We start from the raw sequence: 24,735 nt of genomic DNA, 5'->3' as shown, positions 1-24,735 counted from the left end.
GCATGGGCGGATTGTCATGCAGGCGCGCATGAACCCGACCTTTCTTCTCGTGCTGGCCGCGCTCGGCTTCCGGCTCATTCTGGCCGGGAGCACCGGGCTTGGCATCGACGAAAGCTATATGGTGGCGGCGAGCCGCAGCTTCGCCTTGTCTTATTTTGACCATCCGCTCGCCTCCTGGTGGCTGGAACTGGCGGCGCGCGAGGTTTTGGGTTCTGCCGCGCCTCTCGCGGTGCGTCTGCCCTTCGTGGCCCTTTCCGGCCTTTCCTCATGGCTGCTTTATCTCATCGCCAAACGACTCCACGGGCCGCGCGCGGGCTTCTGGTCGGTGGCGGCCTATAGCGTCTCGCCCGTGTTTTCCCTGGCCTTCGGCTGCTGGGTGCTGCCGGACGGGCCGCTGAACACGGCGTTGCTCGCGTTTCTCTACGCCATCCTCCGCGCCCTGGGCCTGCCCGGAGCGCAGGCGGCGCGGCGCTGGTGGTTGGCGGCCGGACTCTTCGCGGGACTGGCCATGCTTTCCAAATATAGCGCCGTCCTGGTGCTGGTTGGGGTGGCCCTGGGTGTGGCTCTCGACCCGGTAAGCCGGCGCGAATTGCGGCAACCCTGGCCCTGGCTTGGGGTTCTGCTTGCCCTGGCGTTGTTCGCCCCGGTGCTGGCCTGGAATGCCGGGCATGGCTGGGCCAGTTTCGGCTATCAGGGCGGCCGGGCCGCCGGGCTACGGCTCCGTCCCCTCATGCCTTTCATCATTTGGGCGGGAGAGGCGCTATTCGTGCTGCCCTGGCTGTGGGCGCCTATGGTCTGGCTGCTGCTGCGCGCCCTGCGTGCCGGGCCGGGGGCGCGCGGGGCCTGGCTGCTGGCCTGGGGGGGCGTCATCCCCATTCTGCTCTTCGCCGTGGTGGGGCTGTGGTCCCGAACGCATATCCTGTTCCATTGGGCCGCGCCGGGCTATCTCATGCTGTTTCCCCTCCTCGGCGGCTGGCTGGCGGCACGCCCGCGGCTGGCCGGGACGGTGGTGGGAATCTCCGGGGCGTTGCTAGCCGGGGCGGCGCTCGCGCTGGTGATGGTAGCGCGGCTCGGCTTGCCGCCGGCGCTCGCCCGGGCCTTTCACCCCGGCCAATCCCCCATGCTGCAACTCATAGACTGGATGAGCATTGGGGCGAGTCTGCCACCTGGCATAGATGCCATCGCCGCCCAGCGCTGGTACGATGCGGGCAAGATCGGCTACGCCCTGATGCGGGACGGAATCGATCTGCCCGTCACGGTGTTCGGGCGGGAGCCGCATCAATTCGCCTTCACCACCCCGCCCGCGGCCCTGCGCGGGAAGACCATTCTGCTCATCGCCATGCCCGGCTCGCTAACCGAGGCGGAGCGCCGTTTCGCACCGTGCTTCGCCAGCCTTCGGCCCGGTCCGTTGCTGACAGTGATGGATCATGGCCGGGCACTTCTGCTGATCCCCACCTTTATCGGCATGGATCTGGAGCCTTTGTCGTGTCATATCGGCGGCTCCAAAGATTGAATCAGCCGGGCTGGTTTCTTTTTATGTTGCGCGCGGCCGCCGCATCAATAGAGGCCGCCTAGCGAATTATCGATGGTGGACGGAGCGGGCGGGGTGGCGCTCGCGCCGCCATTGGGGGACGCGCCGGGCGAGGCTCCGGAATTATCGAGACTGTTCATGCCGCCGCCCAGCAAGCCGTTCCCGTTCTGCGCGCCTGGGCTCTGGCCGGGTTTGAAAGCCTCGGTCACCATCGTCCCGTCCGGCTCGGGCACTTGCTGCAAGGTCATGCCGGGGGGTGGAGCGAAATCGATGGCGGGCATATTTTTCAGCGCCACCTTCATATATTCGTTCCAGATCGGCCCGCAGACATTACCGCCGGTTTCGTTCTTGCCGAGGCTGGCGGGGGTGTCGAAGCCGATCCAGCAACCGGTGACCAGCCCTGGGGTGAAGCCGATAAACCAGGCATCATTGAAATTATTGGTGGTGCCGGTTTTGCCGGCGACAGGCTGGGAGATACCCCGTATGGCGGGCGCGCCCGTGCCGCGCAGGACCACCCCCTTCATCATCACCAGCATCTGAAAGACGGAATCCGCGTCGGCCACCTGCTGGCCTGTCGCATCGAGCTGCGGCGGCTGGTTGGGGTCGCCATTAACGCAATTGGCGCATTTCTGGCCGGCGGCCTGATAGAGCACCGTGCCGTCCGGGTTGGTGACGCTGTCGATCAGGCTCGGGGTCACCAGCCGGCCATATTGGTCGAGCGTCGCGTAAGCCGTGGTCATCTTCCACAAGGTCGTGTCGATGGCGCCGATGGCCGAGGGATAATAAAGCGGCATCGTTTTGACGATGCCGAAATCCTGAAAGGTTTTGGCGATCGCCTTCAGGCCGATCTGGCGAGCCAGATGCAGGGTCGCCAGGTTAAGGGATTCCTCCAGCGCGTGAAAAATCGGCACCGGCCCCTGAAAGGAGTTTTCGTAATTCCCCGGCCGGTACACGGTTCCATCCGGCAGCACCTGGACGAAGGGGCCGTCCAGCACCTGCGCATCGGGCTGGATGCCCTGCTCCATGGCGGTGAGATACACCAGCGGTTTCACGGAGGAGCCGGGCTGGCGCTGCGCCTGGGTGGCGCGGTTGAACGGGCTGATATCGTGGCTCCAGCCGCCAACCATGGCCACGATGCGCCCCGTTACCGGGTCCATGGAGATCAGCGCGCCCTGAAGGTTGGGGATTTGCTCGAGCGAGAGGGATTTCGCCTCGCCCGAAACCATCACGACATCGCCGGGGTGCAAAACCTGCGCGGTTGAGCTGGGCCGCGCGCCTGGCTGGCCATGATATTGGGGGCGCGCCCAGCGCATATTGGCCAGCGGCAACACGCCTATCTCGGGAGTTTCCGTGGCCGGGTCGGTGGTGCCGATTTTGGCCGATTGCGGCCCCGCGGCAAGCACGATGCCGAGCCGCCAGCCGGAGCGCAACCCCGGCGGATTAGGCTGCTTGGCGAGGAGGGTCCGCCAGTCGTCGTCGAGACCGGTATCAGGCAGATGATTCACCAGCCCATGCCAGCCGGCATAGTCGTGGTCATATTCCTCCAGCCCGTCCCGCACCGCATTGGTGGCAGCCTCCTGCAAGGCGGGGTCGAGGCTGGTATGGACGATGAGTCCGCCCGTATTGACGGCGTTGGCCCCGAATTGCTGAATGAGCTGGGCGCGCACGGCATCGGCGAAATATCCCGCTTGCGGCACGCCTTGGCTGGCGGCGCCCGCCTTGGGCAGCAAGGGCTCGGCCTGGGCGGCGGCGGCCTGGGCGGCGGTGATGGCGCCATCCGCCTGCATCCGGCTGATGATGAAATTGCGCCGGGCGAGCGCGTTTTGCGGGTGCAGAAACGGGTCGTAATTGGTCGGCGCCTTGGGCAAGGCGGCCAGGGTGGCGGCCTGGGCGATATCGATCTGGGAGAGCGGCTTGTCAAAATAGGTCTGCGCCGCCGCCGCCACGCCGAACGAGTTGTGCCCCAGATCCACCTCGTTGAGATATAGGGTGAGCACCTGCTGCTTGCTCATCGCCTGGGAAACGCGCATCGCCAACAGCGCTTCCTTGATTTTCGTCGCGAAAGTGATGTGATTATCCAGCAACATGTTCTTCACCACCTGCTGGGTGATGGTGGAAGCGCCGATGGGCCGCCGTCCGGAGCCGATCAGCGTGATGTCGGTGAGCGCGGCGCGCACGATGGCGGCGGGGTTGATGCCAGGTTCGACCCAGAACAGCCGGTCCTCGGCGGAGATGAAGGCCTGCTGCACCACTGGCGGGATTTGATCATAGGTCACGTAGATGCTGTGTTGCGTGCCCATTTCCGCGACAAGCTGAAAATTCCCGGCGAAGACCCGCGTTTCCAGAGGGGGTTTGTAGGTTTTGAGGCTGTCTATGCTGGGCAGGCCGGAGGAGAAGAAGAGGAACGCCCCGCCCGTCAGCACGATCCCGGCAATGACGGCGACGAAGACGAGCCGGTAGGCGCTGGCGACCAGGAAACCGAGAACTCGTCCGCCCAAGCCGCGCCGCGGCGGCCTGGGCGGGCGGGGCGCCTTGGGCGCGCGCGGCGGCGGGGCGTTACGGCTGGGTCGCGCGAGCCGCTCCCCGGCGGAGAAATCGTCGTTCTGGTCAGACATGACGCGGTTCTTAGCATCTTGGCCGCCAGGCCGCGAGACGGCGCTTTCCCGGCTAACCGGCGATCCGGCGGCTGGCCGGATCCTTGAAATAAGCATCCATCGCCTGGGTCAGCCGGGCGACGAGCTGACGGCGCTGTTTCGGATCGCGCAGGCGTTTTTCATCCAGAGCATTACTGAGGCAGCCCATTTCCAGCAGGGCGGAGGGGATGGAGGGGTCGCGCAACACGGCAAAATTAGCGCTGCGCTTGGGGTTGGGAAGCAGCGGAATCGCGCCGGAGAAAGAGGCCACCACATCATCCTGGAGTGTGGCGGAGCTGAGCTTCATCGCCCGGGTTTCCAGGCTCGCCAGAATGCTCGCTACTTGCGGCGAGACATTGGCCGCGCCCCGGCCATCGGCGCTGTTCTCGTCCTGGGCGACGGTGGCGGCCAACGAATCCGAGGCCTTCTCGGAGAGGGTGAAGATCGAGGCGCCGCGCAGAGTCTCATCAGGCAAATGGTCGCAATGCATGGAGAGAAAGAGATCGGCCTTGCGCTCCAGCGCGATTCCCACGCGATCCTCCAGGGAAATGAACCGGTCGGAGGCGCGGGTCAGGCTCACCCGGTAACGCCCGGTGGCGAGCAGCGCGGCTTGCAGCTCGCGCGCGGTGGCCAGGGTGACGGTCTTTTCGTAGAGGCCGCTCGCGCCAATGGCTCCCGGGTCATGGCCGCCATGGCCAGGATCGAGCATGATTAAAGGCTTCTTGAGACTGGCCTGCACGACGCGGGGCAGGGAGGAGAGCCCCGCCATTCCCAGGCCCAGACGCAGGAAGCCGCGGCGCGAGGCGGCATCACAACTCAGACACATGCGGCGGAACCTACCACGCAGCCTTCAAATCTGGCCAGAAGATAATGAAATATCCGAAAACATCACCAGATTTCGTCCGGGCCTTGCGGAGCCGCCCCCGGTTCGGCTATAGGCGGCCGCGACGGAGTGTAGCTCAGCCTGGTTAGAGTACTGTGTTCGGAACGCAGGGGCCGGAGGTTCAAATCCTCTCACTCCGACCATCCTCTGAAAATTTCAGGCCGGCATTTAGCATTGGAAAATGCTGAAACTAAGGCTAATCCGAATTGACGGGCTGGCCGCAGGGCGCCTTGAGAATGGATGGCCAGGAGAGGGGGAGTGGATGTCTGCAACATCGGCGGTGGATTTGCGGGCGGCGAGAAACGCCGTCATCGCGGCGTTTCTGGGCTGGACCTTGGACGCGTTCGATTTCTTCATTCTGATTTTAACCATCGATAACGTCTCCAAGGCGTTTGGCGTCAGCATCACCTCGGTCGCCTTCGCGATCACCCTGACCCTGGCGACCCGGGCGGTGGGCGCGTTCATCTTCGGCGGTCTGGCGGATAAATTCGGCCGCAAGCCGATCCTGATGCTCGTCATTGTTCTCTATTCGTTTTTCGAGGCGCTGACCGGCCTCGCCTGGTCTTTTCTTGCTTTCATGGTCATCCGCACATTGTTCGGCATCGCCATGGGCGGCGAATGGGGTATCGGTTCCTCTTTGGCCATGGAAACGATCCCCGAGCGCTGGCGCGGCTGGGTTTCGGGGCTGCTCCAGGCCGGCTACCCGTTCGGCTTCTTGTTGGCGACGCTGCTATTCGATTTCGGTATGGGCCCGCTCGGCTGGCGCGGCATGTTCTTTGTCGGCGCGTTGCCTGCCTTGCTGGTTTTCTTTGTCGCCTTCGGGGTGAAGGAAAGCCCGGCCTATAAGGCCATGCAGCACCGCCCCCAGAAAACGCCGGTTGGTGTCGTGCTGCGCAAGAACGCCAAACTGGTTCTTTATGGCGTGCTCATGATGGCCGCCTTCAATTTCTTCTCGCACGGCACTCAAGATATCTATGTGAAGCTGTTTCTTGGCAAGCAGCTCCATTTCACTCATGCGCAGATGGCCAATGCTGGGCTCATCTTCAACGCGGGCGCCATTATCGGCGGCATATCCTTCGGCTTCCTCAGCCAAAAGATCGGCCGCCGCTACGCCATTATGGCGGCTTGCGTGGTTGCGCTGATCGCTCTGTGGCCCTGGTCGCACGGGACGGATTTCGCCACCATCGCCATCGCCGCCTTTTTCATGCAGGTCGGCGTGCAGGGCGCATGGGGCGTGGTGCCGGTGCATCTCAATGAACTTTCCCCTGCCGAAATTCGCGGCACGTTTCCGGGTTTCATCTATCAGCTCGGCAATTTCGTCGCCTCCTTCAACGCGCCCATCCAGACCTCCATCGCTCAGACCCATGGCGGCGATTACGGCTACGCGCTGGCGCTCATCGCCGGCATCGTAGCGGTGGTATTGATCGTGCTGATGATTTTTGGGCCGGAGGCTTATAACATCTCTATGACGGAAACCACCAAAGCTCCCGCGACGGGCTGATGCGGCGCGCGGGTTGTGCCCGCCCGCCGCGCTGGTCCCCTGCTTTTTTTGATATGGATCACTGCGCGCCCAGGGGCTAAGCAGGTGTTATGAGCAATTTTGGCAGAATCGCCTCGCTGCGCCCCCCTGTCGCCATCAACCTGGCGGAGCGCTCCGCCGCCTCGTCCTGCGGTGATTGCGGCGCGCGCCACCATGGCATGTGTGACGCGCTGTCCGACGAGGAACTCATTTTCCTTTCCGGCGCCGCCCAGCATCTCAGCCTGCCCGCGGGTAAGCTCTTCATGGAAGAAGGCGAGCCGGCCCAGTATTTTTATAACGTCAATTCCGGCACGGTGCGGCTGTTCAAGGCCTTGCCGGATGGGCGGCGGCAGATCACCGGCTTCGCCGGGCCGGGGCATTTCATTGGCCTCGCGGGGGAGATGAATATGATCTCGGCCGAGGCGATGGAGCCGGTGCGGCTTTGCCGGTTCTCGCGGGCGGGCTTACGCTCCATGCTTACCGAATTCCCAGCGCTTGAACGTAAACTGCTGGATGTCGCCATGCACGAGATCGTGCTGGGCCAGCAGCAAATGCTATTATTGGGGCGCAAGACGGCGCTGGAGCGTATTTCGAGCTTCCTCCTTTCTTGGGCCCAGCGCCAGGAAATCTGCGGCCCGGGCAAACTGCCCCGCCCCCATGCGCGGCTCTCCCTGCCGCTCTCCCGCACCGATCTCGCGGATTATCTCGGGCTCACCATCGAGACCGTGTCCCGCTCTCTTAGCCATCTCAAGAAGCAAGGGCTGATCGAAATCCCCAGCATTCATGAAATCGTGCTGCTGCGGCCACAGGCCCTCGCGGATATCGCCGAAGCTGCCGGTTGATACGTATCAAGGCGGGATGATTCATGGCCGGCGATAAACAAGACCGAATGGAGGATGTCATGAAAGTCTCGGAGGTGATGGTCCGTAACGTGATCTCGGTGCAGCCGCAGACCACATTGCTGGATGCGGCGCGGATCATGGTTTCCAACCATATCAGCGGGCTGCCGGTGCTCGATGAGCGTGGCGCGCTCGTGGGCATGGTGACGGAGGGGGATTTGCTCCGCCGCGCCGAACTCGGCACCGAGGGCGAGCCCGCGGGCTGGTTGAAATCCCTGCTGCGTCCGGCGGCGGCGGCGGCAGATTACGTTGCCACCCATTCCCGTCATGTCAGCGGCGTGATGACCCATCACCCTATCTTCGTCACGCCGGATACCTCGCTGAGTGAGGTCTCGCAACTCATGCTTCGTAAGCGGATCAAACGCCTGCCAGTATTGGAAGATAACCAACTGGTCGGTGTCGTCAGCCGGGCCGATCTACTGCGTGCTCTCGTTAACCAACTTTTGCGCGAGCGCCAGGAATGCGGGAGCGATGACGAGATCAAAACCAGGATCGAGACGGAACTGGCCCGGGCCAAATGGGCGCCCCGCTCCGGCCTGCACGTGAAGGTGAAGGACCGGGTGGTAACGCTGGAAGGGACGATCTTCTCCGATGAGGAGCGCCGCGCCGTGCTGACCATCGCCGAAAACGTGCCCGGGGTGAAAGAGGTCAAGGACGAGCTGCTCTATGTCGATCCCGGCTCCGGTATCGCCTTTCCCGCCGCGAGCTAGAGCAACATCCAATCGAATAGCCTCATTTGATCGGAGAAAGTTGCGCGTCCAGACATCTAAGGGGAGGGGAAGGCGCCCTCCCGCACCTCGCGGGCGTAATCGCCAAGCGCGGTGGTCATCAGCGTGAAGCCCTCCATGTATTTCTTGGAGAAGGAGGGGGCGCGGTCCGGACTTAACCCCAGCACGTCGTGAAACACGAGGACCTGGCCGTCCGTGGCGGGGCCGGCGCCGATGCCGATGGTGGGGATGGACAGCCGGGCGGTTACCTCCGCCGCCAGGTCCGAGGGTATCGCCTCCATCAATAAAATGCGCGCCCCGGCATCTTGCAACGCCAGCGCGTCCTCCAGCAGCCGCGCCGCCGCCTCCGGGGTTTTGCCCTGGCGCTTGAAGCCGCCAATCTGGCGGACATGCTGGGGTGTGAGACCGATATGGGCGCAGACGGGAATGGCCCGCTGGGAAAGAAAAGTCACCGTCTCCACCATCGGCCCGCCCCCTTCCAGCTTGACGATATGAGCCCCCGCCTTCAGCAGCCGGGCGGCGGCGGCGAAGGCCTGCGCCGGGCCGGCCTCGAAACTGCCGAAAGGCAGATCGGCCATCACGAGAAGCTTGCTCACGCCGCGCGCGACGATACGGGTATGATACTCGATCTCTTCCAGCCGCACGGGCAGCGTATCCGCCTCGCCCTGCACCACCATGCCGAGGGAATCGCCGATCAGCACCGCGTCCAGCCCGGCCGCCTCGGCCATTCGCGCCGCGCCGAAATCATAGGCGGTGACCATCGTCATCTTCCGCCCCTCGCGCTTGGCTTTGTCCCAGACGCTCAGATTTTTGCTCATGCCGCCATTACCCCCGCTTGTTCCAGCAAAGAGATGGCAAAGGCGACGGCTTGCGCCCGGATCTCCGCCCGGTCTCCCTGGAATAATTGATGCTGCGCCGTGGTTCCGTCTGGCCCGGCCAGGCCAAACCAAACCGTTCCCACCGGCTTCTCGGCGCTGCCGCCATCAGGGCCCGCCACCCCGGTGACCGAGACGCCGTAATCCGCGCCGGAGCGCGCCCGCGCGCCTTCCGCCATCGCCCGCGCTACCTCGGCCGAGACCGCGCCATGGGCTCCCAGCATCGCCTCCGGCACGCCCAGCATCTGCGTTTTGGCCTCATTGGCGTAGGTGATGAAGCCATGGGTGAACACGGCGGAGGAGCCGGGAACGGCGGTAACGGCTCCCGCCACCAGCCCGCCGGTGCAGCTCTCCGCCGTGGTCAGGCGCAGCCCCTTCCGTTTGAACAGTGCGACGAGGGCAGGCGCGCTCATAACGGCACCGCCAGTCCGACAGCCAGCACGGCAAGCCAGGCCAGCAGCCCGGCAACGACATCGTCCCCCATGATGCCATAGGCATCCTTGCGCCTGTCCGCCCAGGCCACCGGCCCCGGCTTCCAAATATCGAAGATGCGGAAGAGGATGAAGCAGAGCGCGGCCCCCAGCGGCGTCACGGAGGAAAGAGCGAGGAGAGGAATCATTTGCCCGGCGATTTCATCGATGACGATCCAGCCGGGGTCCTCAGCCGCTTCCGGTAGCCGGGCGATGGCGTAAAGGCCGATGGCGGCGATGAGAATGACACCCGCCAGCAGGGCCTTATGCCCGGCATGCAGCAGCAGGCAGCCAAGCGCCAACCCCAAAAGTGAGCCGCACGTGCCGGGGGCCGCCGGCGCGCGGCCCGCGCCCAGCCCGGAGGCGATGCAGCGCCAGGGGGTCAACGCGGCTTGAGCCATTTGGCCTCCGGCATCTCGGCCGAGCCGGTTTGCAGGGCGCGGTAGATGGTGATGTTCTCGGAGACGCGCTGCACATAGTTGCGGGTTTCGGAGAAGGGTATTTCCTCGATCCAGTCGATGATATCGGCGCCGCCCTCCCGCCTTCCCATCTCCGGGTCGCCGTTCACGGCCAGCCAGTTGGCCACATTGGTCGGCCCCGCATTATAGGCGGCGATGGCGAGCGGCAGACACTCCCCGAAATTCTGGATCTCTTGCGCCAGATAGGCCGCGCCCAGCGCCATGTTCTGGTCCGGGTCGAACAGATTATTGGCGGGCAGACCATATTTGGCCCCGGTACGCCGGGCGGTGGAGGGCAGAAGCTGCATCAGGCCGATCGCTCCCGCGCCGGAAACCACCGTGGGGTCGAAACTGCTTTCCTGGCGCATGATGCCGAGCGAGATGGCGGGGTCGAGCGTGGCGGCGGGCGGATCATAGGGGCGGGGCCAGCCATCGGGCAGCAGCATCTGGCCGTTGATCCCGGCATAACGGGCGATGGCCACCGCCGATTGGGGGTAGCCCAGGCCCAGAGCGAGCCGGGCCGCCATCACGCGGGATTTGTCGTTCAAGGCCGTCTGGCCGATGCGGTTGAGAAAAATCACCGCGTCGTGCGGGTCATTCATCTGCACCAGCAGCACGGCGGCGCGCGGCAGCTCTCCCAGGCCGAAATCGAGCGCGTCTTCCACCGAGAAGCCGGGTTCGCTCACCGCCTTGATGCGCGCCGCCAGCTGCTCAGGCGTATCGCCCAGCGCCAGCGCGGCGAGCTGGCCGTAATATGTGTCGGCATAAACGGCGGCGCGGGCATAATCCGCCGCCGCCTGGGCTCCGGTTTCGGCGCGGGCGAGCCAATAATAGGCCCGCGCCTGGGTGATGACGGCGGGCGAGGCGGCGGCGAGCCGGCGAAACCAGATGGCGGCTTGGTCGGGCCGGTTGAGAAAACGCAGCGACACGAAACCGGCGAGAAACTCCTGGTCGAGAGTCTGTTCATGCCCCGGCACGGTCGCCACGGCGGTGATGACCTGGTAGGCGCGCGTCGCATCGCCTTCCTGCAACAGGGCGCGGGCAAGCGTGTTCTGAGCCGGCCAGAACATATATTGCTGCTCCGTGCTGGCGGCGCTCATGGCGGATTCGCCCTGGCTTTGCCAGAGATCGGCCGCCGCATCGTCCTGCCCGGCCTCATGCAGAGCCTCCGCCTGGGCGAGGAAAGGGGGGATGAGGGTGGGAACGGGCGGCTCATACATGCCGGAGGCCTGGATCTCGCGCAGCTTGAGTAAGCCTTGCATCGGCCAGTCCGGATTTTCGGTGATGAAGGCCTGGATTTCCTCGGCGCTGCCTCCACCCGGGCTGGTGAGGCGGAAAAAGGTGACGAGTTTTTCCACCAGCGGGTCGCCGGCGGCGGCGGCGAGCTGTTCCGCCTGGGAGAATTGCCCGGCCTGAACATCGGTCATGATCTGCGGGGAGATGGCGTTCTGCGCCCAGGCGCAGGCGGGCCATAGCAGCACGGGCAGGGCGGCCAGGATTTTCATGCCGCTTGTTTAGCAGGCCCCTCTTCCGACGGGAACCTTGCCGCGCCCGGTGGAGGGGATTAGTTGAAACGGCGATCAGCTCTCCCAAGGATGCGATATGTTTCACGGCTCTTTCACCGCTCTCATAACGCCGATGCGCGACGATGGCAGCATTGACGCCGACGCCTATGCCCGTCTCATCGATTGGCAGATCGCGGAAGGCACCAATGGCATCGTGCCGGTCGGCACCACGGGCGAATCGCCGACCCTCAGTCATGAGGAACATAAGCATGTGGTTGAACTCGCCATCAAATCCGCGCGGCGGCGGGTTCCGGTGATCGCCGGGGCGGGCTCCAACTCAACCGCCGAGGCCATCGCTTTGGCCCTCCATGCCGAGACCGCGGGGGCGGACGCGGTGCTGGTCGTCACGCCCTATTACAACAAGCCGACCCAGGAAGGGCTTTACCAGCATTTCAAGGCGGTGGCGGAATCCATATCCATCCCCGTCATCATTTATAATATTCCTGGCCGTTCGGTGATCGACATGTCGGTCGAGACCATGGCGCGCCTGGCCGGAATCAAGAACATCGCCGGGGTGAAGGACGCGACCGCCAATCTGTCCCGCCCCTTGCATACCCGCCGTGCCTGCGGGGCGGATTTCATCCAGCTTTCCGGAGAGGATCATACGCTCATCGGCTATCTGGCGAGCGGTGGCCATGGCTGCATCTCGGTTACCGCCAATGTGGCGCCGGGGCTGTGCGCCGCCATCCACCAGGCCTGGAGCCGGGGCGAAACCCAGAAGGCGCTCGACCTGCAGATGCATCTGCTGCCGCTGCATGACGCGATGTTCTGCGAGAGCAATCCCGGGCCGGTGAAATTCGCCGCCTCGCTGCTGGGTTTTGGCGCCAACCACGTGCGTCTGCCGCTGGTGCCGGTCTCGCCCGCCTCCGCCGAGCAGGTACGCACCGCGATGCGTGAAACCGGCTTGCTGATTTGAGCGACCCGCCGAAGAAAAACCAGTTCATCGCCCACGGCACGGCGGCGCAGAACCGCAAGGCCCGGCATGATTACAAGATCCTCTCGACCATCGAGGCGGGACTCGTGCTGCGCGGGGTGGAGGTGAAATCGCTGCGGCTGGGCCGCGCCCAGCTCAACGAGGCCTGGGCGGGCGAGCGCGATGGCGAGCTCTATTTGTTCAACATGTACATCCCGGAATATCAGGGCGGGGTGCTGTCGCGGTTCGAGACGCGCGCGCCGCGCAAGCTGCTGGTGAAACGCAAGGAGTTGCGCCAGATCCACGCGGCCATCGCCCGGGAGCGCCGCACCGTGGTGCCGCTGGAGGTGTTCTTCAACCCGCGCGGGCTGGCGAAAGTGGTGCTTGGCATCGCCGAGGGCAAGCAGAAGGCGGATAAGCGCCAGGCGGAGGCGGCGCGCGACTGGCAGCGCGACAAGGCGAGGCTGCTCAGGAACAAATAGGCTCCGCCAGGGCGGATTTGATGCGGGCGATGACATCATCGAACATCGCCTGGGAAATGCGGCCCGTGTTCACGTTATATTGCGAGGTATGAAAGCTGTCGGCGAGGACGAGGCCCCCCGGCAGGTGGTGCAGGGCGCCGTGCTTGAACGGAAACGCCCGGGGTTTCAGCTTGAGGCTCTGCAGGCTCGATTCATGGGCCTTGACGCCGAGGGCGAGCAGAACGCGCAGCCGCGGCATCGCCGCGATTTCGGCGGCGAGGAAGGGCAGGCAGTGGAGCTTGTCGGAATTTTCCAGCTTGTGCTGGGGCGGGGCGCAGCGCACGGCGTTGGTCACGCGGCAATCGGTCAAGGTAAGGCCATCATCCGGCCGCTCCAGGAAACGCCCCTGAGCGAAGCCGAATCTGACCAGAGCGGGGTAGAGGAGCCGCCCCGCCACATCGCCGGTGAAGGGGCGGCCGGTGCGGTTGGCGCCGTTCACCCCCGGCGCCTGCCCCACCACGAGCAGCCGCGCCGCGAGTGGGCCGAAGCTCGGCACCGGCGCGTTGAACCAATCCGGGTGCAGGGCGCGGTATTCCTCCCGGTAGGCGACGAGCCGGGGACAGAGCGGGCAGTCGCGGCTGGGAGCGGGCGGTTCCTTCACGCCTCCATCTCCCGCTCGGCGCGGGCGCGGCCCTCGCCGGGCTCGCGGACGAAGGCCCCGGCGATATCGGCCAGATCGATGAAGTGGTCGGCTTGACGGCGCAATTCATCGGCGATCATCGGCGGGCTGGTGCGGATGGTCGAGACGACGCTGACCCGTACCCCTTTGCGCTGCATCGCCTCCACCAGCCTGCGGAAATCCGAATCGCCGGAGAACAGCACGGCGTGATCGAGCGCCGGGGCCAGCTCCAGCATGTCGATCGCGAGCTCGATATCCATATTGCCCTTGATGCGACGGCGTCCTTGCGCGTCGGTGAATTCTTTCGCCGGCTTGGTGACGAGGCTGTAGCCGTTATAGGCCAGCCAGTCGGTCAGCGGCTTCAAAGGGGAATATTCATCCGTCTCCAGCAGGGCGGCGTAGTAATAGGCGCGCAGCAGGTTGGTTTTATTTTCAAAATAAGCCAGCAGCTTGCGATAATCGATATCGATGCCCAGGCCGCGCGCCGCGCCGTGAAGATTGGCGCCGTCTATGAACAGGGCGGTGCGCTCTGGTTGTGAATTTCTCATAAGGAATTGCCCTTGAATGATATGAATGAAATGCGGTAACCCGGTGTCGCCAATGCCAGTCACTCTCAATGAGCGAAGTCCACCGCGCCTCCAATGCTCCTTCCGGGCAGGCTTATGATCCTGATCGCCATCGGTGCCAACCTGCCGGCCCCCGGCCAGGCGGGCGTGAGGCAAAGCTGCGAGGCGGCAGCGGCGGCCGCGGTGAGCGCCTTGCCGGAGCTTGGTTTCGTGGCGCTTTCATCCTGGTACCGCACCGCCGCCATACCGGCCAGCAACCAGCCGGATTATTGTAACGGGATGATCCGCCTGGAAGGCAACGCGGCGCCGGAAGCTCTGTTATCCGTCTTGCAAGGCATCGAGGCCCGGTTCGGGCGGCAGCGGGGCGCGCCCAACGCCGCCCGCACGCTCGATCTCGATATCATCGACATCAACGGGATTCTCCGCACCGAGCCGGACCCGGTTCTGCCGCATCCACGCGCCCATCTGCGCGCCTTCGTGCTGCGGCCCCTGCTCGACGTGGCCGCCAATTGGCGGCACCCGGCCCTGGGGCTGGGAATTGCGACCTTGCTGGCGGACTTGCCCCCGCAACCAATCGAACCCTGGCATGACTAGAGCAACAATCATCTGATCGGAAGCGAGGGTTTCAAATCAGATGGTTGAACTCGTTAAACAAAGTTGGAGCGTGTTTCGTTTGATGAAGAACACCTGGCCGGTGGTAGGCTGCGGGCAGGGTTGTTTCCGCCGCCCGTCTGGGTTAAGTTGCTCTTTCAAATTTCTGCCTGGAGTATCTCCCTTATGGCCCGCGTCACCGTCGAAGACTGCGTTCTCAAGGTCCCGAACCGCTTTGAGCTGGTTCTGCTGGCCGCGCAACGCGCCCGTAATATCAGCCGGGGCGAGCAGCTGACCATCGACCGGGACAATGACAAAAATCCAGTGGTGGCCCTGCGCGAGATCGCCGAGGAAACCGTGGATTTGCCCGCCATCGAGCAGGATCTCGTCAAATCCCTGTCGCGCGTGCCGGAGCCGGAGCCGGTGGATGAGGAGGTCATGGATCTGATCCCCACCGATCAGAATATTTTCGGCCTGCAAGACGTTTCCGCCGAAGAGGAGGCCGCCGCCATGGCTGCCGAGGGCGAGGAGATCATGTCGCCCGAGGACATCCAGGCGGCAATCGAGGCCGAGCTCGGCGGCGCCAAGCCGCGCCGCTAGGCCGATGCTTCCAGGCGGCCGGGAGACGCGCCTGTCCCGGACCCCTGAGGGTTTGAGCGCCAGCGCCACGGCAAGCCCGCCGGAACTCGCGGCGCTGATGGCCCGCGTCGGCGCCTACGACCCCAAGGCCGACCCCGCGATCATAGAGCAGGCCTATGCCCTCGCCGCCGAGGCGCATGCCGGCCAGAAGCGCGACAATGGCGAACCCTATATAACCCATCCGCTTGCCGTGGCGGGGATTCTCGCCGGCTACAAGCTGGATTCGGCCTCCATTATCACCGCCCTGCTGCATGACACGGTAGAGGATACCTTGGTGACGCTGGAGACGGTGCGCCAGTGCTTTGGCGCCGAGGTGGCGGGGCTGGTGGACGGCGTCACCAAGCTGACCCGGCTGGAGCTGCAATCGGACCGCACCAAGCAGGCGGAGAATTTCCGCAAGCTGGTGCTGGCGATGAGCCGGGACATTCGCGTTCTTATCGTCAAGCTCGCCGACCGGTTGCACAACATGCGCACGCTTGCGGCCATTTCGGCGGCGCACCGGCGGCTGCGCATCGCCCGCGAGACGATGGATATTTACGCGCCGCTCGCCGAGCGGATTGGCATGGAGGCGGTGAAGACTGAATTACAAACCCGCGCCTTCGCCGAGATCGAGCCGGAGGCCTATGATACGATCCAGACCCGCCTCAATTTTCTCCGGGGGCAAGGGGCGGATGTCATCGAGGAGGTGCGGCGGGACCTGACCCAAATCTGCAAGGAGGCGGGGCTGAGCGTGGTGGAAATTTCCGGCCGCGAGAAATCGCCCTATTCCATCTGGCAGAAGATGAAGCGGCGCAACGTCGCCTTCGAGCAATTATCGGACATCATGGCGTTCCGCATCATCGTGCCGGCGCGGGCGGATTGCTATGTGGCGCTGGGGGCCATTCATGCCGCCTTTCCTGTCATCGCCGGGCGCTTCAAGGATTATATTTCGACCCCGAAGGCGAATGGTTACCAATCCCTCCATACCGGGGTGACTTTGCGCCAGCCGCGCAACCAGAAGATCGAGATACAGATCCGCACGCCGGAGATGCAGGCGGTGGCGGAGGCCGGGGTGGCGGCGCATTGGCTCTACAAGCAGGATGACGCCTCGCCGGGCGATGTTAGGCAGTTCGGCTGGGTGAAGGACCTTCTGGAAATTCTCGAGAACTCCGCCGCGCCGGATGAGTTTCTCGAAAATACCAAGCTGGAACTCTATCAGGACCAGGTGTTCTGTTTCACGCCCAAGGGGCAGCTCATCCAGCTGCCGCGTGGCGCCACATCCATCGATTTCGCCTATGCCGTACACAGCCAGATCGGCGATAGCTGCGTGGGGGCGCGGATCAACGGCAAGCTGATGCCGTTGCGGTATGAATTGCAAAATGGCGACCAAGTGGAAATCCTTACGGCGCGTGGCGGCACGCCGAGCCCGGCCTGGGAGCGCTTCGCCGTCACCGGCAAGGCGCGGGCGCGCATACGCCGGTTCCTCGCGCAGCAAATGCGCGACCAGCATCGCGACGCCGGCAAATCCATGCTGATGAAGGCGTTTCGGCAGGACGGGGTAGACGGTTCCGAGAAGGTGCTGGAGCCGGTGGCCCGCCAGTTCAAGCAGGCGAGCGTGGATGATCTCTACGTCGCCGTCGCCACCGGCATCATAGGACCTAAGGACGTGGTCCATGCCGCCTACCCGGAGTTGAAGGAGGCGCGGGTGCCGCGCATGCTGCCCGCCTTCATGGGCGGGGCGCTTACCGCGCGCTCGCCCCGCAATACGCCCCGCGCGGATGCGGATAGTCCCATCACTGGGCTGGTGGCGGGCATGGATGTGCAATATGCCGGGTGTTGCCATCCCCTGCCGGGCGATAAGATCGTCGGCATCGTCACCACCGGCAAGCCTATCATGATTCACGCCAAGGATTGTCCGCAGCTTGATCAGTTCGCCGCCACGCCGGAACGCTTCCTCGACGTGGATTGGAACGAGGCGGCGCTAACCCGCGCCGATGGCAAGGCGCGCAGCTTCACCGGGCGCGTCAGCGTCATCGCCAGCAATAATCCCGGCGCGCTGGCCACGCTCACCAACGCCGTGGCCAAGCAGGAGGGCGCGATCTCGAATTTGAAAATCGTCCATCGTCAGCAGGATTTTTTCGAGGCGCTGGTGGATGTGGAGGTGCGGGACACGAGGCATCTCAACCAGGTGATCGCCGGGCTGCGCGCGGCGAATGGCATCGCCCAAGTCGAGCGTTCGCGGAGCTAGACGATGATGATTCTAGGGCTGGGCACGGACCTCTGCGACATAAGGCGGATCGAGAAGGCGCTGGCCCGCCATGGCGAGCGCTTCACCTTACGGGTGTTTTCCGACACTGAGCGCGCCCGCAGCGAGAGGCGGGCGCATTTCCGCGCGCCCAGCTATGCCAAGCGGTTCGCCGCCAAGGAGGCTTGCGCCAAGGCGCTGGGCACCGGGTTCCGGCGCGGGGTGTTCATGTCGGATCTGCGGGTGGTGAACCTGCCCTCCGGCCAGCCGACCCTGGAACTGCATGGCGGCGCGGCGGCGCGGCTGCGGGAATTGACGCCCGCCGGCATGAGGGCGCGGGTTTCCCTCTCCCTGACTGATGAATATCCCTATGCCTACGCCCAGGTCATCATCTCGGCCGAGCCGGACTCGCCGTGAAGCAGAAGGAGACGGGAATGAGCGGAGCGGAGAAATATTTCTACGAGCCGGCGAGCGGACACGGCCTCAGCCATGATCCCTTCAACGCCATTATTGCTCCCCGGCCCATCGGCTGGGTCTCGACCCGCGGCCGGGATGGGAGCGTCAATCTGGCACCATACAGCTTTTTCAACGCGTTCTGCTACGAGCCGCCGATCATCGGCTTTTCGAGCATCGGCCGCAAGGACAGCCTGCGCAATGTCGAGGAAAGCGGTGAGTTCGTCTGGAATCTCGCCGACCGGACCCTGGCGGAGGCGATGAATGCCAGCTCGGCCAGCCTTCCCTACGGGGTGGACGAGTTCGGGGTGGCGGGGCTGGAAAAGGCCGCCGCGCGGCTGCTGGCCGCGCCGATGGTGGCGGCGGCGGGCGTGAATTTCGAATGCAAGGTCACCGAGATCCTGCGGCTTAAGGACCGGGATGGAAAGCCGGTGGAAGCCTGGATGATTTTTGGCGAGGTCATCGGCGTGCATATCGCGCCGCATCTGTTGAAAAATGGTGTGTTCGATACGTTTGGCGCCGGCATTGTCCAGCGCGCCGGCGGTCCTTCGGGATATGCCCTCGTGCTGCCGGAAGCACGTTTCGACATGGAACGCCCCGCCTAAAAAATCGTGCATGGCGGCACGGCATTTCACTCATGGCTGGGATGCCGCGGGACCTGGAGAAATTCCTTTTCAAGGCTGTTTAAAATAGTAAACTCTCCCTAAGTCCAAACAGGAGTGTCAGCCCATGAGCGCCGTGACCCGTGCCAGCAATGATCCTCTCGTCCATCAATGGATGCCCTTCACCGCCAACCGGCAGTTCCTTGAGCAGCCGCGCCTGATCGCCCGGGCGGAGGGTGTCTATTATTATAATACACGTGGTGAGAAGCTTCTGGATGGCTCTTCCGGCCTCTACTGCATCCCGCTCGGCCATGGCCGCCGGGAAATCCGCGAGGCGGTGGCCAAGCAGATGGAGGAGCTGGATTACGCGCCACCCTTTCAATATGGCGTGCCGACCGCTTTCCGCCTTGCCGCCGAGGTGGCGCAGCTTACCCCCTCCGGGCTCAACCGCGTCTTCTTCGCCTGTTCGGGATCAGAGGCGGTGGACACCGCTCTCAAAATGGCGCTGCAATATCACCGCGCGCGCGGTGAGGGCTCGCGCCAGCGCTTCATCGGCCGCGAGCGCGGCTATCATGGCGTCAATTTCGGCGGCTGGTCGGTGGGCGGCATGGTCGCCAACCGCAAATCCTTCGGGCTCGGCCTGCCGGGCGTCGCTCATCTCCGCCACACCCATATCCCGGAAAACCGCTTCCAGATGGGTGAGGGCGCGCATGGCGCCGAATTGGCGGACGATCTGGAGCGCTTCGTCAATCTCCACGGCGCGGACACCATAGCCGCCTGCATCGTCGAGCCCGTCGCCGGGTCCACGGGCATATTGGTGCCGCCCAAGGGCTATCTTAAACGCCTGCGCGAGATCTGCGACCGGCACGGCATCCTCCTCATTTTCGATGAGGTCATCACCGGCTTCGGGCGCACCGGCGAGCCTTTCGCGGCGCAGACCTTCGGCGTGACGCCGGATATCATGACCATGGCGAAGGCGCTCACCAACGGCTCCATCCCCATGGCCGCGGTCGCGGTGAAGGACGAGATCCAGCAGACCATCCTCGACGCCGCCCCGGCCGATACGGTCGAGTTCTACCATGGCTATACCTATTCGGCGCATCCCGCCGCCTGCGCGGCCGGTTTGGCAACGCTGAAAATCTACCGTGAGGAAGGTACGTTCGAGCGGGTGAAGCAGCTTGCCCCCGATTTTCTCGACCAGATCGCCGGCTTTAAGGGCCTGCCGGACGTCGTGGACACGCGCGGCTTCGGCCTGCTTGGGGCGGTGGAGCTGGCGCCCAAGGGCAAACCCGGCGAACGCGGCTTCAAGATCCTCTGCCGCGCCTTCGAGCGCGGGCTGGTGATGCGCGCGGCCGGGGATTCGCTGGTGCTGGCCCCGCCTTTCGCGGCGACGCCGGAGCAGATCAGCGAGATGATCGACATCATCCGGGAGCTGATCCGGGAAGGCTGAGCCGCGCTTGGCGCAAGCAGGGTGTAAAGGCCGGGCCGGGCGCGCCATATGCGCTCGAGACGGTGAATTTCGGAGGATAGCATGGCGTATCAGGATGTAATGCTGCATATCGGCGGCAAGTGGCGCGCGGCCCAGGGCGGCAAGACGATTGACATCATCAACCCAGCCACCGAGGAGGTGATCGGCAAGCTGGCCCATGCCAGCCAGGCGGATCTGGATGAGGCGCTGGAACACGCGGCCAAGGGCTTCGACCAGTGGCGCAAGGTTTCGCCCTATGAGCGCGCCAAGATCATGCGCAAGGCCGCTGCCTTGCTGCGCGAGCGGCTGGATAGCGTCGCTGTATTGCTGACCACCGAGCAGGGCAAGCCGCTGGCCGAGGCCAAGGCGGAGCTCAATGGCGCCGTTGATGTCATCGAGTGGTTTGCGGAGGAGGGCCGCCGCGCCTATGGCCGGGTGATCCCGCCGCGCCTGCCCGGCGTGTACCAGCTCTCCCTGCGCGAGCCGGTGGGGGTGGTGGCCGGGTTCACTCCCTGGAATTTCCCTGTCAACCAGGCGGTGCGCAAGATTTCCGCGGCGCTGGCGGCCGGGTGCGCCTTTATTCTCAAGGGCCCGGAGGAGACCCCGGCCAGCTGCGCCGAGCTGGTGCGCGCCTATGTGGATGCGGGCGTGCCCGCCGGGGTTGTGCAGCTCGTTTTCGGTATTCCGGCCGAGATCTCGGAATATCTCATCCCCCATCCCGTGGTGCGGAAGATTTCCTTCACCGGGTCCACCGCGGTGGGCAAGCATTTGGCGAGCCTCGCGGGCAAGTACATGAAACGGGCGACCATGGAGCTGGGCGGTCACGCGCCTGCTCTGGTGTTCAACGACGCCAATCTCGACAACGCGGTCAACATTCTCGCGGCCAATAAATTCCGCAATGCCGGGCAGGTCTGCATCGCGCCCACGCGGTTCCTCATCCAGGAAGATGTGTATGAGCCCTTCCTCGATAAATTCATCGCGAAATGCAAGGCGGTGAAAGTCGGCAATGGGCTGGAGGAGGGAACCACGATGGGTCCGCTCGCCAATGACCGCCGCTTGCGCGCCATGGATGAATTCGTCTCCGACGCGGTGGGCAAGGGAGCGAAGCTGCGGACCGGCGGCAAGCGCTCCGGCAATAAAGGCTATTTCTATGAGCCGACGGTGCTGACCGATGTGACGCCCGAGATGCGGGCGATGAACGAGGAACCCTTCGGCCCGGTGGCGCTGTTCATGCCTTTCAAGAGCTATGACGAGGCCATCGCCGAGGCGAACCGGCTGCAATACGGGCTGGCCTCCTATGCCTATACGCATGATACGGGCCGGGCCACGGCGCTGGCCGGGGATATCGAATCCGGCTTGATAGGCATCAACCATCACGGGCTGGCGGTGCCGGAGACGCCGTTTGGCGGGATCAAGGATTCGGGCTATGGCTCGGAGGGCGGGGCGGAAGGACTGGAACCCTATCTGATCACCAAATTCGTCTCCCAGGCCAGTCTTTGAAGTTTTTTAGCGAGCAATTTCAATCATCTGATTTGAAGCCTAGTCAGATCAGATGATATCGCTCTAGCCGGCTAGGCCGCAGGCGCCGCGCCGGTCAGTCCTCGGGCTGGCCGGCGAAATGCTCTTTAAGGCGCGGCATCAATTCCACGAGGTTGCATGGGCGGTGACGGGCGTCGAGCTGGAAGCGCAGAATATCGTCCCAGCCATCCTTCACCGCTCCCGTCGAGCCGGGCAGGGCGAAGAGATAGGTGCCGTGGGCAACGCCGCCGAGCGCGCGGGACTGCATGGTGGAGGTGCCGATCTTGGCAAAGGATAGCATGCGGAACAGTTCGCCGAATCCCTCGATCTCTTTCTCCAGCACGCGGCGGAATGCTTCCGGCGTCACGTCCCGGCCGGTGACCCCGGTTCCGCCGGTGGTAATGACCACGTCTATTTCGGGGTCGGCGACCCAGCCGCGCAGAGCCGCCGCGATGGCATCAGCGTCGTCGCGGATGATCCGGCGGGCAACCAGGGTGTGACCGCTCGCCGCGATGCGCGCCGCCAGCGTGTCGCCGGAGGTGTCGTCATCCGCCCCGCGCGTGTCGGAGATGGTGGCGATGGCGATGCGCACTGCGATGAAGGCGCGGCTTTCATCGATGCCGCTCATCGCGCATCCGCGGTTTCAAGCGCGTAGGGCGGCGGCGGAAAGGGATGGAGGATGGGGAAATCCCCCTGCGCCAGCTCATCCAGGCTGCGCGGCTTCAGGCCGATCTCCTCCGCGTAGAGCCAGCTATCCGCGAGAACTTGATGAACGAAACGCCGGGTCTCGTCATTGGGGATCGTCTCGATGAACAAAAGCGGGTCGGAATCGCTCTTGATGGCGTTATACCAGGAAGCAGCCGCGCCCGGCCCGGCATTATAGCTGGCGAGAATGGCAAGGAGATTATTCTGAATGCCCGGCTGCTTGCCGAGATAATTCAGATAGGCCTGCCCCAGGGCGAGGTTGGACGAAGGCTCGCTCAAGGAGCCGGAGACGCCTTCCGCTTGGCGCATGGTCGCGGCGGTCTGCGGCATCAACTGCATCAGCCCTCGCGCCCCCACGCGGGAGACGGCATCGGCATCAAAGCCTGATTCCGTGCGGGCGAGGGCGTAAATCAGGGCCGGGTCCAGGCGGAAGCCGCCTTGCGGGTGCATGGCCGGCAAGGGCAACCGGACCCCCGCCAATTCATCCCCCGTATCCGGAATACGGCCGGCGATGGCGATCGTCACGTCCACGAGCCCGGCCGTCGCCGCCACGGCCATGACCGAGCGGCCCAGCCCCGGCATGGTCTGGATTTGCGGCCAGAGGGCGCGCAGCGCTTGAGCCGCCTGGTCGGTGAGACCGATTTGCAGCAATTCGAATGCTAGATGCCCGTAAGGCAGGGAATCGACGGCGGCGGTATCCGCTTCCGTCAGTGTGGCGGCGATGCCGGTGGGGCCGAAGCTCTGGCCGAGGAGCCTCCCCGCTAAAATCCCATAAAACGTGTCCTGGCACCAGGAGGCCTGGTGCAGCCAGTCGAGATATTGCTCCGGTTGCTGCTGGCGCAGGGCGACGCGGGCGGCCCAAAAGGCGCTGGCGGCCCGGTCATCATCCGAGATGCCGCGCATCTCCGCCGTCTGGCGGAACATGGCGGCGGCGGTGGCCAGATTATCATGCTGCCAGGCGTTAAGCCCGGTGGTGAAACCCCGGCGCCAGGCGGCGGCGTCGGGCGCGGCGTTGGCGGGAGCGGCGGCGCCCGCCGTCAGGGTTTCTTCCGGCAATAGAGCCAAGGCGGGCTTGGGCGGCAATGCCGCGCGGGAGAGCTTATGCCGCATCAAGCCGTAAATGGCGGGGGCCATCGGGCTGTTGGCATATTTGGCCCACCAGGCCGTGAGTTCGCCGGGACTGCTGATGTAATGATCGCTGAGATATCGCATGGCCAGCACGACGCCGGTCAAGCCGGGATCGGCAACGCGCGCCAGCATCCCATCCGCGGCGGCATATTGTCCTTGCTGCTGTAACTGCAGGGCGCGGCGGTAAAACGTCACGTCGCTGGGGGCGAGCGGTTGCGGCAGCGCCACTTCGCCGCCACCGGGCGGGGCGTTACGCGGCACGGCATAGGCTACGGAATCCCCGTTGGGGCCGGTATTCGGCATTGTGGGGGGCGTTGTCGTTCCCGGGCCTTGACCCCCGATGGGGGGCTTCGCGAACGCCGAAGCGGAAACCACGCAATCGGCGGCGAAAACGGAGAGGGCAGCAAAAGCCGCACGCATCACGTTCAGGCGGGAGAGCGGTTTAAAGGCTCCTCGCATGGCGATGCACGTAAACGTGTCCCGCCAATGACGCAAGAGTTAACTTCGAGCACTGTCTCGTGCCGCGAGACTCCGAAGCGCGCACCATATTTCTGCCATAGTGCGCCCTGATTTTCCAGGGACTTTTTGGCTGCCGCAATGATCTTTCCCAATATCAGCCATGCAGCCAGGCGCGCAGGGTCAGTAAGTCTTGCCAGGAGTCGCGTTTGGCCAGCGGCGTGCGCAGCAGATAGGCGGGATGATAGCTCGGCAGACAGGGCAGGGGCGTTTCCAGCCCCTCGATCCGGGCTTCGTGCCATTTGCCGCGCAGCCGCCGGATGCCGCCTTGCGCCCCGGGTCCCAGCAGGGCCCGCGCCGCCACCGCGCCCAGGCTGAGCAGGCCGCGCGGGGCGATCAACGCGATCTGCCGGTGAAGAAAGGGCAGGCAGAGGGCAATCTCCGCCTCGGTGGGGGTGCGGTTGCCTGGCGGGCGCCAGGGCACGGCGTTGACGATGCGGACATGGCCACGATCCAGCCCGATAGAGGCTAGCATCCGGTCAAGCAATTGCCCGGCCGGCCCCACAAAGGGGCGGCCCTGCCGGTCCTCCTCGCCGCCGGGCGCCTCGCCGATGATGACGAGCCGGGCCGCCACCGCGCCGTCGGCGAAGACGAGTTGTGTCGCGGTGTCGCGCAGCGCGCAGCCGGTGAAATCCCGCATCGCCGCTTCCAGCTCATCCAGCGTGGCGGCGGCGGCGGCCAGCCGCGCCGCTTCCGCCGGGCCGGCCAGCA

At 64.6% G+C, this 24,735-nt stretch carries 24 protein-coding genes and 1 tRNA gene; 14 read left to right on the top strand and 11 right to left on the bottom strand.

From position 1 onward, the window contains the following. Positions 1 to 28: 28 nt before the first annotated feature. A complete protein-coding gene (locus M7H45_RS07755; RefSeq protein WP_298215798.1) occupies positions 29 to 1,513 on the top strand; it encodes a glycosyltransferase family 39 protein in 1,485 nt (494 codons plus the stop codon). Positions 1,514 to 1,557: 44 nt separating this feature from the next. On the opposite strand, the gene M7H45_RS07750 is transcribed toward M7H45_RS07755, so the two are convergent. Together M7H45_RS07750 and M7H45_RS07745 are read right to left on the bottom strand one after the other, a co-directional pair. Then, positions 1,558 to 4,146, bottom strand: a complete 2,589-nt coding sequence (locus M7H45_RS07750) for a penicillin-binding protein 1A (RefSeq protein WP_298215797.1) — start codon at positions 4,144 to 4,146, stop codon at positions 1,558 to 1,560. Between the two features lie 52 nt (positions 4,147 to 4,198). Continuing rightward, the gene (locus M7H45_RS07745) at positions 4,199 to 4,990 is read right to left on the bottom strand and encodes an N-acetylmuramoyl-L-alanine amidase (protein WP_298215796.1); all 792 of its coding nucleotides are present in this window, start codon (positions 4,988 to 4,990) and stop codon (positions 4,199 to 4,201) included. A gap of 122 nt (positions 4,991 to 5,112) precedes the next feature. Here M7H45_RS07745 and M7H45_RS07740 point away from each other — a divergent pair. The 4 genes from M7H45_RS07740 to M7H45_RS07725 all read left to right on the top strand — a co-directional run bounded on the left by M7H45_RS07740 (position 5,113) and on the right by M7H45_RS07725 (position 8,175). Then, positions 5,113 to 5,190: transfer RNA gene (locus M7H45_RS07740), tRNA-Pro, on the top strand. Positions 5,191 to 5,309: 119 nt separating this feature from the next. After that, positions 5,310 to 6,548, top strand: a complete 1,239-nt coding sequence (locus tag M7H45_RS07735) for an MFS transporter (protein WP_298215794.1) — start codon at positions 5,310 to 5,312, stop codon at positions 6,546 to 6,548. An 89-nt stretch (positions 6,549 to 6,637) separates the two neighbouring features. Next, positions 6,638 to 7,408 carry a Crp/Fnr family transcriptional regulator gene (locus M7H45_RS07730; protein WP_298215792.1) on the top strand — a complete coding sequence of 257 codons (771 nt, stop codon included), beginning with the start codon at positions 6,638 to 6,640 and terminating at the stop codon, positions 7,406 to 7,408. A gap of 59 nt (positions 7,409 to 7,467) precedes the next feature. Next, the gene (locus tag M7H45_RS07725) at positions 7,468 to 8,175 is read left to right on the top strand and encodes a CBS domain-containing protein (protein ID WP_298215790.1); all 708 of its coding nucleotides are present in this window, start codon (positions 7,468 to 7,470) and stop codon (positions 8,173 to 8,175) included. Positions 8,176 to 8,231: 56 nt separating this feature from the next. Here the strand turns inward: M7H45_RS07725 and panB are convergent, their stop codons facing one another. Genes panB through M7H45_RS07705 form a run of 4 tightly spaced genes read right to left on the bottom strand, consistent with a single transcriptional unit; the run spans position 8,232 to position 11,501 of the window. Next, complete coding sequence (gene panB, locus M7H45_RS07720; RefSeq protein ID WP_298215788.1) at positions 8,232 to 9,011, bottom strand: 3-methyl-2-oxobutanoate hydroxymethyltransferase; 780 nt, start codon at positions 9,009 to 9,011, stop codon at positions 8,232 to 8,234. Next, a complete protein-coding gene (locus tag M7H45_RS07715) occupies positions 9,008 to 9,481 on the bottom strand; it encodes a CinA family protein (protein WP_298215786.1) in 474 nt (157 codons plus the stop codon). Before M7H45_RS07715 ends, panB begins: the two co-directional genes overlap by 4 nt. Next, complete coding sequence (locus tag M7H45_RS07710; protein ID WP_298215785.1) at positions 9,478 to 9,939, bottom strand: phosphatidylglycerophosphatase A; 462 nt, start codon at positions 9,937 to 9,939, stop codon at positions 9,478 to 9,480. The genes M7H45_RS07715 and M7H45_RS07710 overlap by 4 nt, the downstream gene beginning before the upstream one ends. Beyond that, on the bottom strand, positions 9,921 to 11,501 hold the full coding sequence (locus tag M7H45_RS07705) for a lytic transglycosylase domain-containing protein (protein WP_298215784.1): 1,581 nt from the start codon (positions 11,499 to 11,501) through the stop codon (positions 9,921 to 9,923). The genes M7H45_RS07710 and M7H45_RS07705 overlap by 19 nt, the downstream gene beginning before the upstream one ends. A gap of 97 nt (positions 11,502 to 11,598) precedes the next feature. On the opposite strand from M7H45_RS07705, the gene dapA reads away from it, so the two are divergent. Together dapA and smpB are read left to right on the top strand one after the other, a co-directional pair. Beyond that, positions 11,599 to 12,477: a 4-hydroxy-tetrahydrodipicolinate synthase gene (dapA, locus tag M7H45_RS07700; protein ID WP_298215782.1), complete on the top strand. Its 879-nt coding sequence runs from the start codon at positions 11,599 to 11,601 to the stop codon at positions 12,475 to 12,477. Continuing rightward, positions 12,474 to 12,956 (top strand): SsrA-binding protein SmpB, encoded by a 483-nt coding sequence (smpB, locus tag M7H45_RS07695; protein ID WP_298215780.1) that lies wholly within the window; start codon positions 12,474 to 12,476, stop codon positions 12,954 to 12,956. The genes dapA and smpB overlap by 4 nt, the downstream gene beginning before the upstream one ends. Here the strand turns inward: smpB and M7H45_RS07690 are convergent. Both M7H45_RS07690 and M7H45_RS07685 read right to left on the bottom strand, forming a co-directional pair. Next, complete coding sequence (locus M7H45_RS07690) at positions 12,943 to 13,596, bottom strand: uracil-DNA glycosylase (RefSeq protein WP_298215779.1); 654 nt, start codon at positions 13,594 to 13,596, stop codon at positions 12,943 to 12,945. The genes smpB and M7H45_RS07690 overlap by 14 nt on opposite strands. Next, positions 13,593 to 14,162, bottom strand: a complete 570-nt coding sequence (locus M7H45_RS07685) for an NYN domain-containing protein (protein WP_298215777.1) — start codon at positions 14,160 to 14,162, stop codon at positions 13,593 to 13,595. Before M7H45_RS07685 ends, M7H45_RS07690 begins: the two co-directional genes overlap by 4 nt. A 114-nt stretch (positions 14,163 to 14,276) precedes the next feature. Here M7H45_RS07685 and folK point away from each other — a divergent pair, with 114 nt between their 5' ends. The 7 genes from folK to M7H45_RS07650 all read left to right on the top strand — a co-directional run bounded on the left by folK (position 14,277) and on the right by M7H45_RS07650 (position 21,657). Next, positions 14,277 to 14,774, top strand: coding sequence for a 2-amino-4-hydroxy-6-hydroxymethyldihydropteridine diphosphokinase (folK, locus tag M7H45_RS07680; protein WP_298215775.1), 498 nt, complete (start codon positions 14,277 to 14,279; stop codon positions 14,772 to 14,774). Between the two features lie 183 nt (positions 14,775 to 14,957). After that, positions 14,958 to 15,371: a DNA-directed RNA polymerase subunit omega gene (gene rpoZ, locus M7H45_RS07675; RefSeq protein WP_298215774.1), complete on the top strand. Its 414-nt coding sequence runs from the start codon at positions 14,958 to 14,960 to the stop codon at positions 15,369 to 15,371. Between the two features lie 4 nt (positions 15,372 to 15,375). After that, the gene (locus tag M7H45_RS07670; protein WP_408832655.1) at positions 15,376 to 17,637 is read left to right on the top strand and encodes a RelA/SpoT family protein; all 2,262 of its coding nucleotides are present in this window, start codon (positions 15,376 to 15,378) and stop codon (positions 17,635 to 17,637) included. Positions 17,638 to 17,643: 6 nt separating this feature from the next. After that, the gene (acpS, locus tag M7H45_RS07665) at positions 17,644 to 18,051 is read left to right on the top strand and encodes a holo-ACP synthase (RefSeq protein WP_298215914.1); all 408 of its coding nucleotides are present in this window, start codon (positions 17,644 to 17,646) and stop codon (positions 18,049 to 18,051) included. A gap of 17 nt (positions 18,052 to 18,068) precedes the next feature. After that, complete coding sequence (locus tag M7H45_RS07660) at positions 18,069 to 18,692, top strand: flavin reductase family protein (protein ID WP_298215772.1); 624 nt, start codon at positions 18,069 to 18,071, stop codon at positions 18,690 to 18,692. 124 nt (positions 18,693 to 18,816) lie between these two features. After that, a complete protein-coding gene (locus M7H45_RS07655; protein ID WP_298215771.1) occupies positions 18,817 to 20,139 on the top strand; it encodes an aspartate aminotransferase family protein in 1,323 nt (440 codons plus the stop codon). 81 nt (positions 20,140 to 20,220) lie between these two features. Then, positions 20,221 to 21,657: an NAD-dependent succinate-semialdehyde dehydrogenase gene (locus tag M7H45_RS07650; RefSeq protein ID WP_298215770.1), complete on the top strand. Its 1,437-nt coding sequence runs from the start codon at positions 20,221 to 20,223 to the stop codon at positions 21,655 to 21,657. Between the two features lie 94 nt (positions 21,658 to 21,751). Here the strand turns inward: M7H45_RS07650 and moaB are convergent, their stop codons facing one another. The 3 genes from moaB to M7H45_RS07635 form a co-directional block, all read right to left on the bottom strand. Further along, entirely contained in the window at positions 21,752 to 22,303 is a 552-nt protein-coding gene (gene moaB, locus M7H45_RS07645; protein ID WP_298215768.1) for a molybdenum cofactor biosynthesis protein B, read from the bottom strand. Further along, positions 22,300 to 23,811 carry a lytic transglycosylase domain-containing protein gene (locus tag M7H45_RS07640; protein WP_298215766.1) on the bottom strand — a complete coding sequence of 504 codons (1,512 nt, stop codon included), beginning with the start codon at positions 23,809 to 23,811 and terminating at the stop codon, positions 22,300 to 22,302. Before M7H45_RS07640 ends, moaB begins: the two co-directional genes overlap by 4 nt. 310 nt (positions 23,812 to 24,121) lie before the next feature. Next, a partial coding sequence (locus tag M7H45_RS07635) for a uracil-DNA glycosylase family protein (RefSeq protein WP_298215764.1) occupies positions 24,122 to 24,735 on the bottom strand: 614 nt, incomplete at its 5' end.

It is taken from the genome of Acidocella sp., assembly GCF_027352905.1.
In the GTDB taxonomy this organism is placed as follows: domain Bacteria; phylum Pseudomonadota; class Alphaproteobacteria; order Acetobacterales; family Acetobacteraceae; genus Acidocella.
This window is presented reverse-complemented; position numbering and strand designations above follow the sequence as displayed.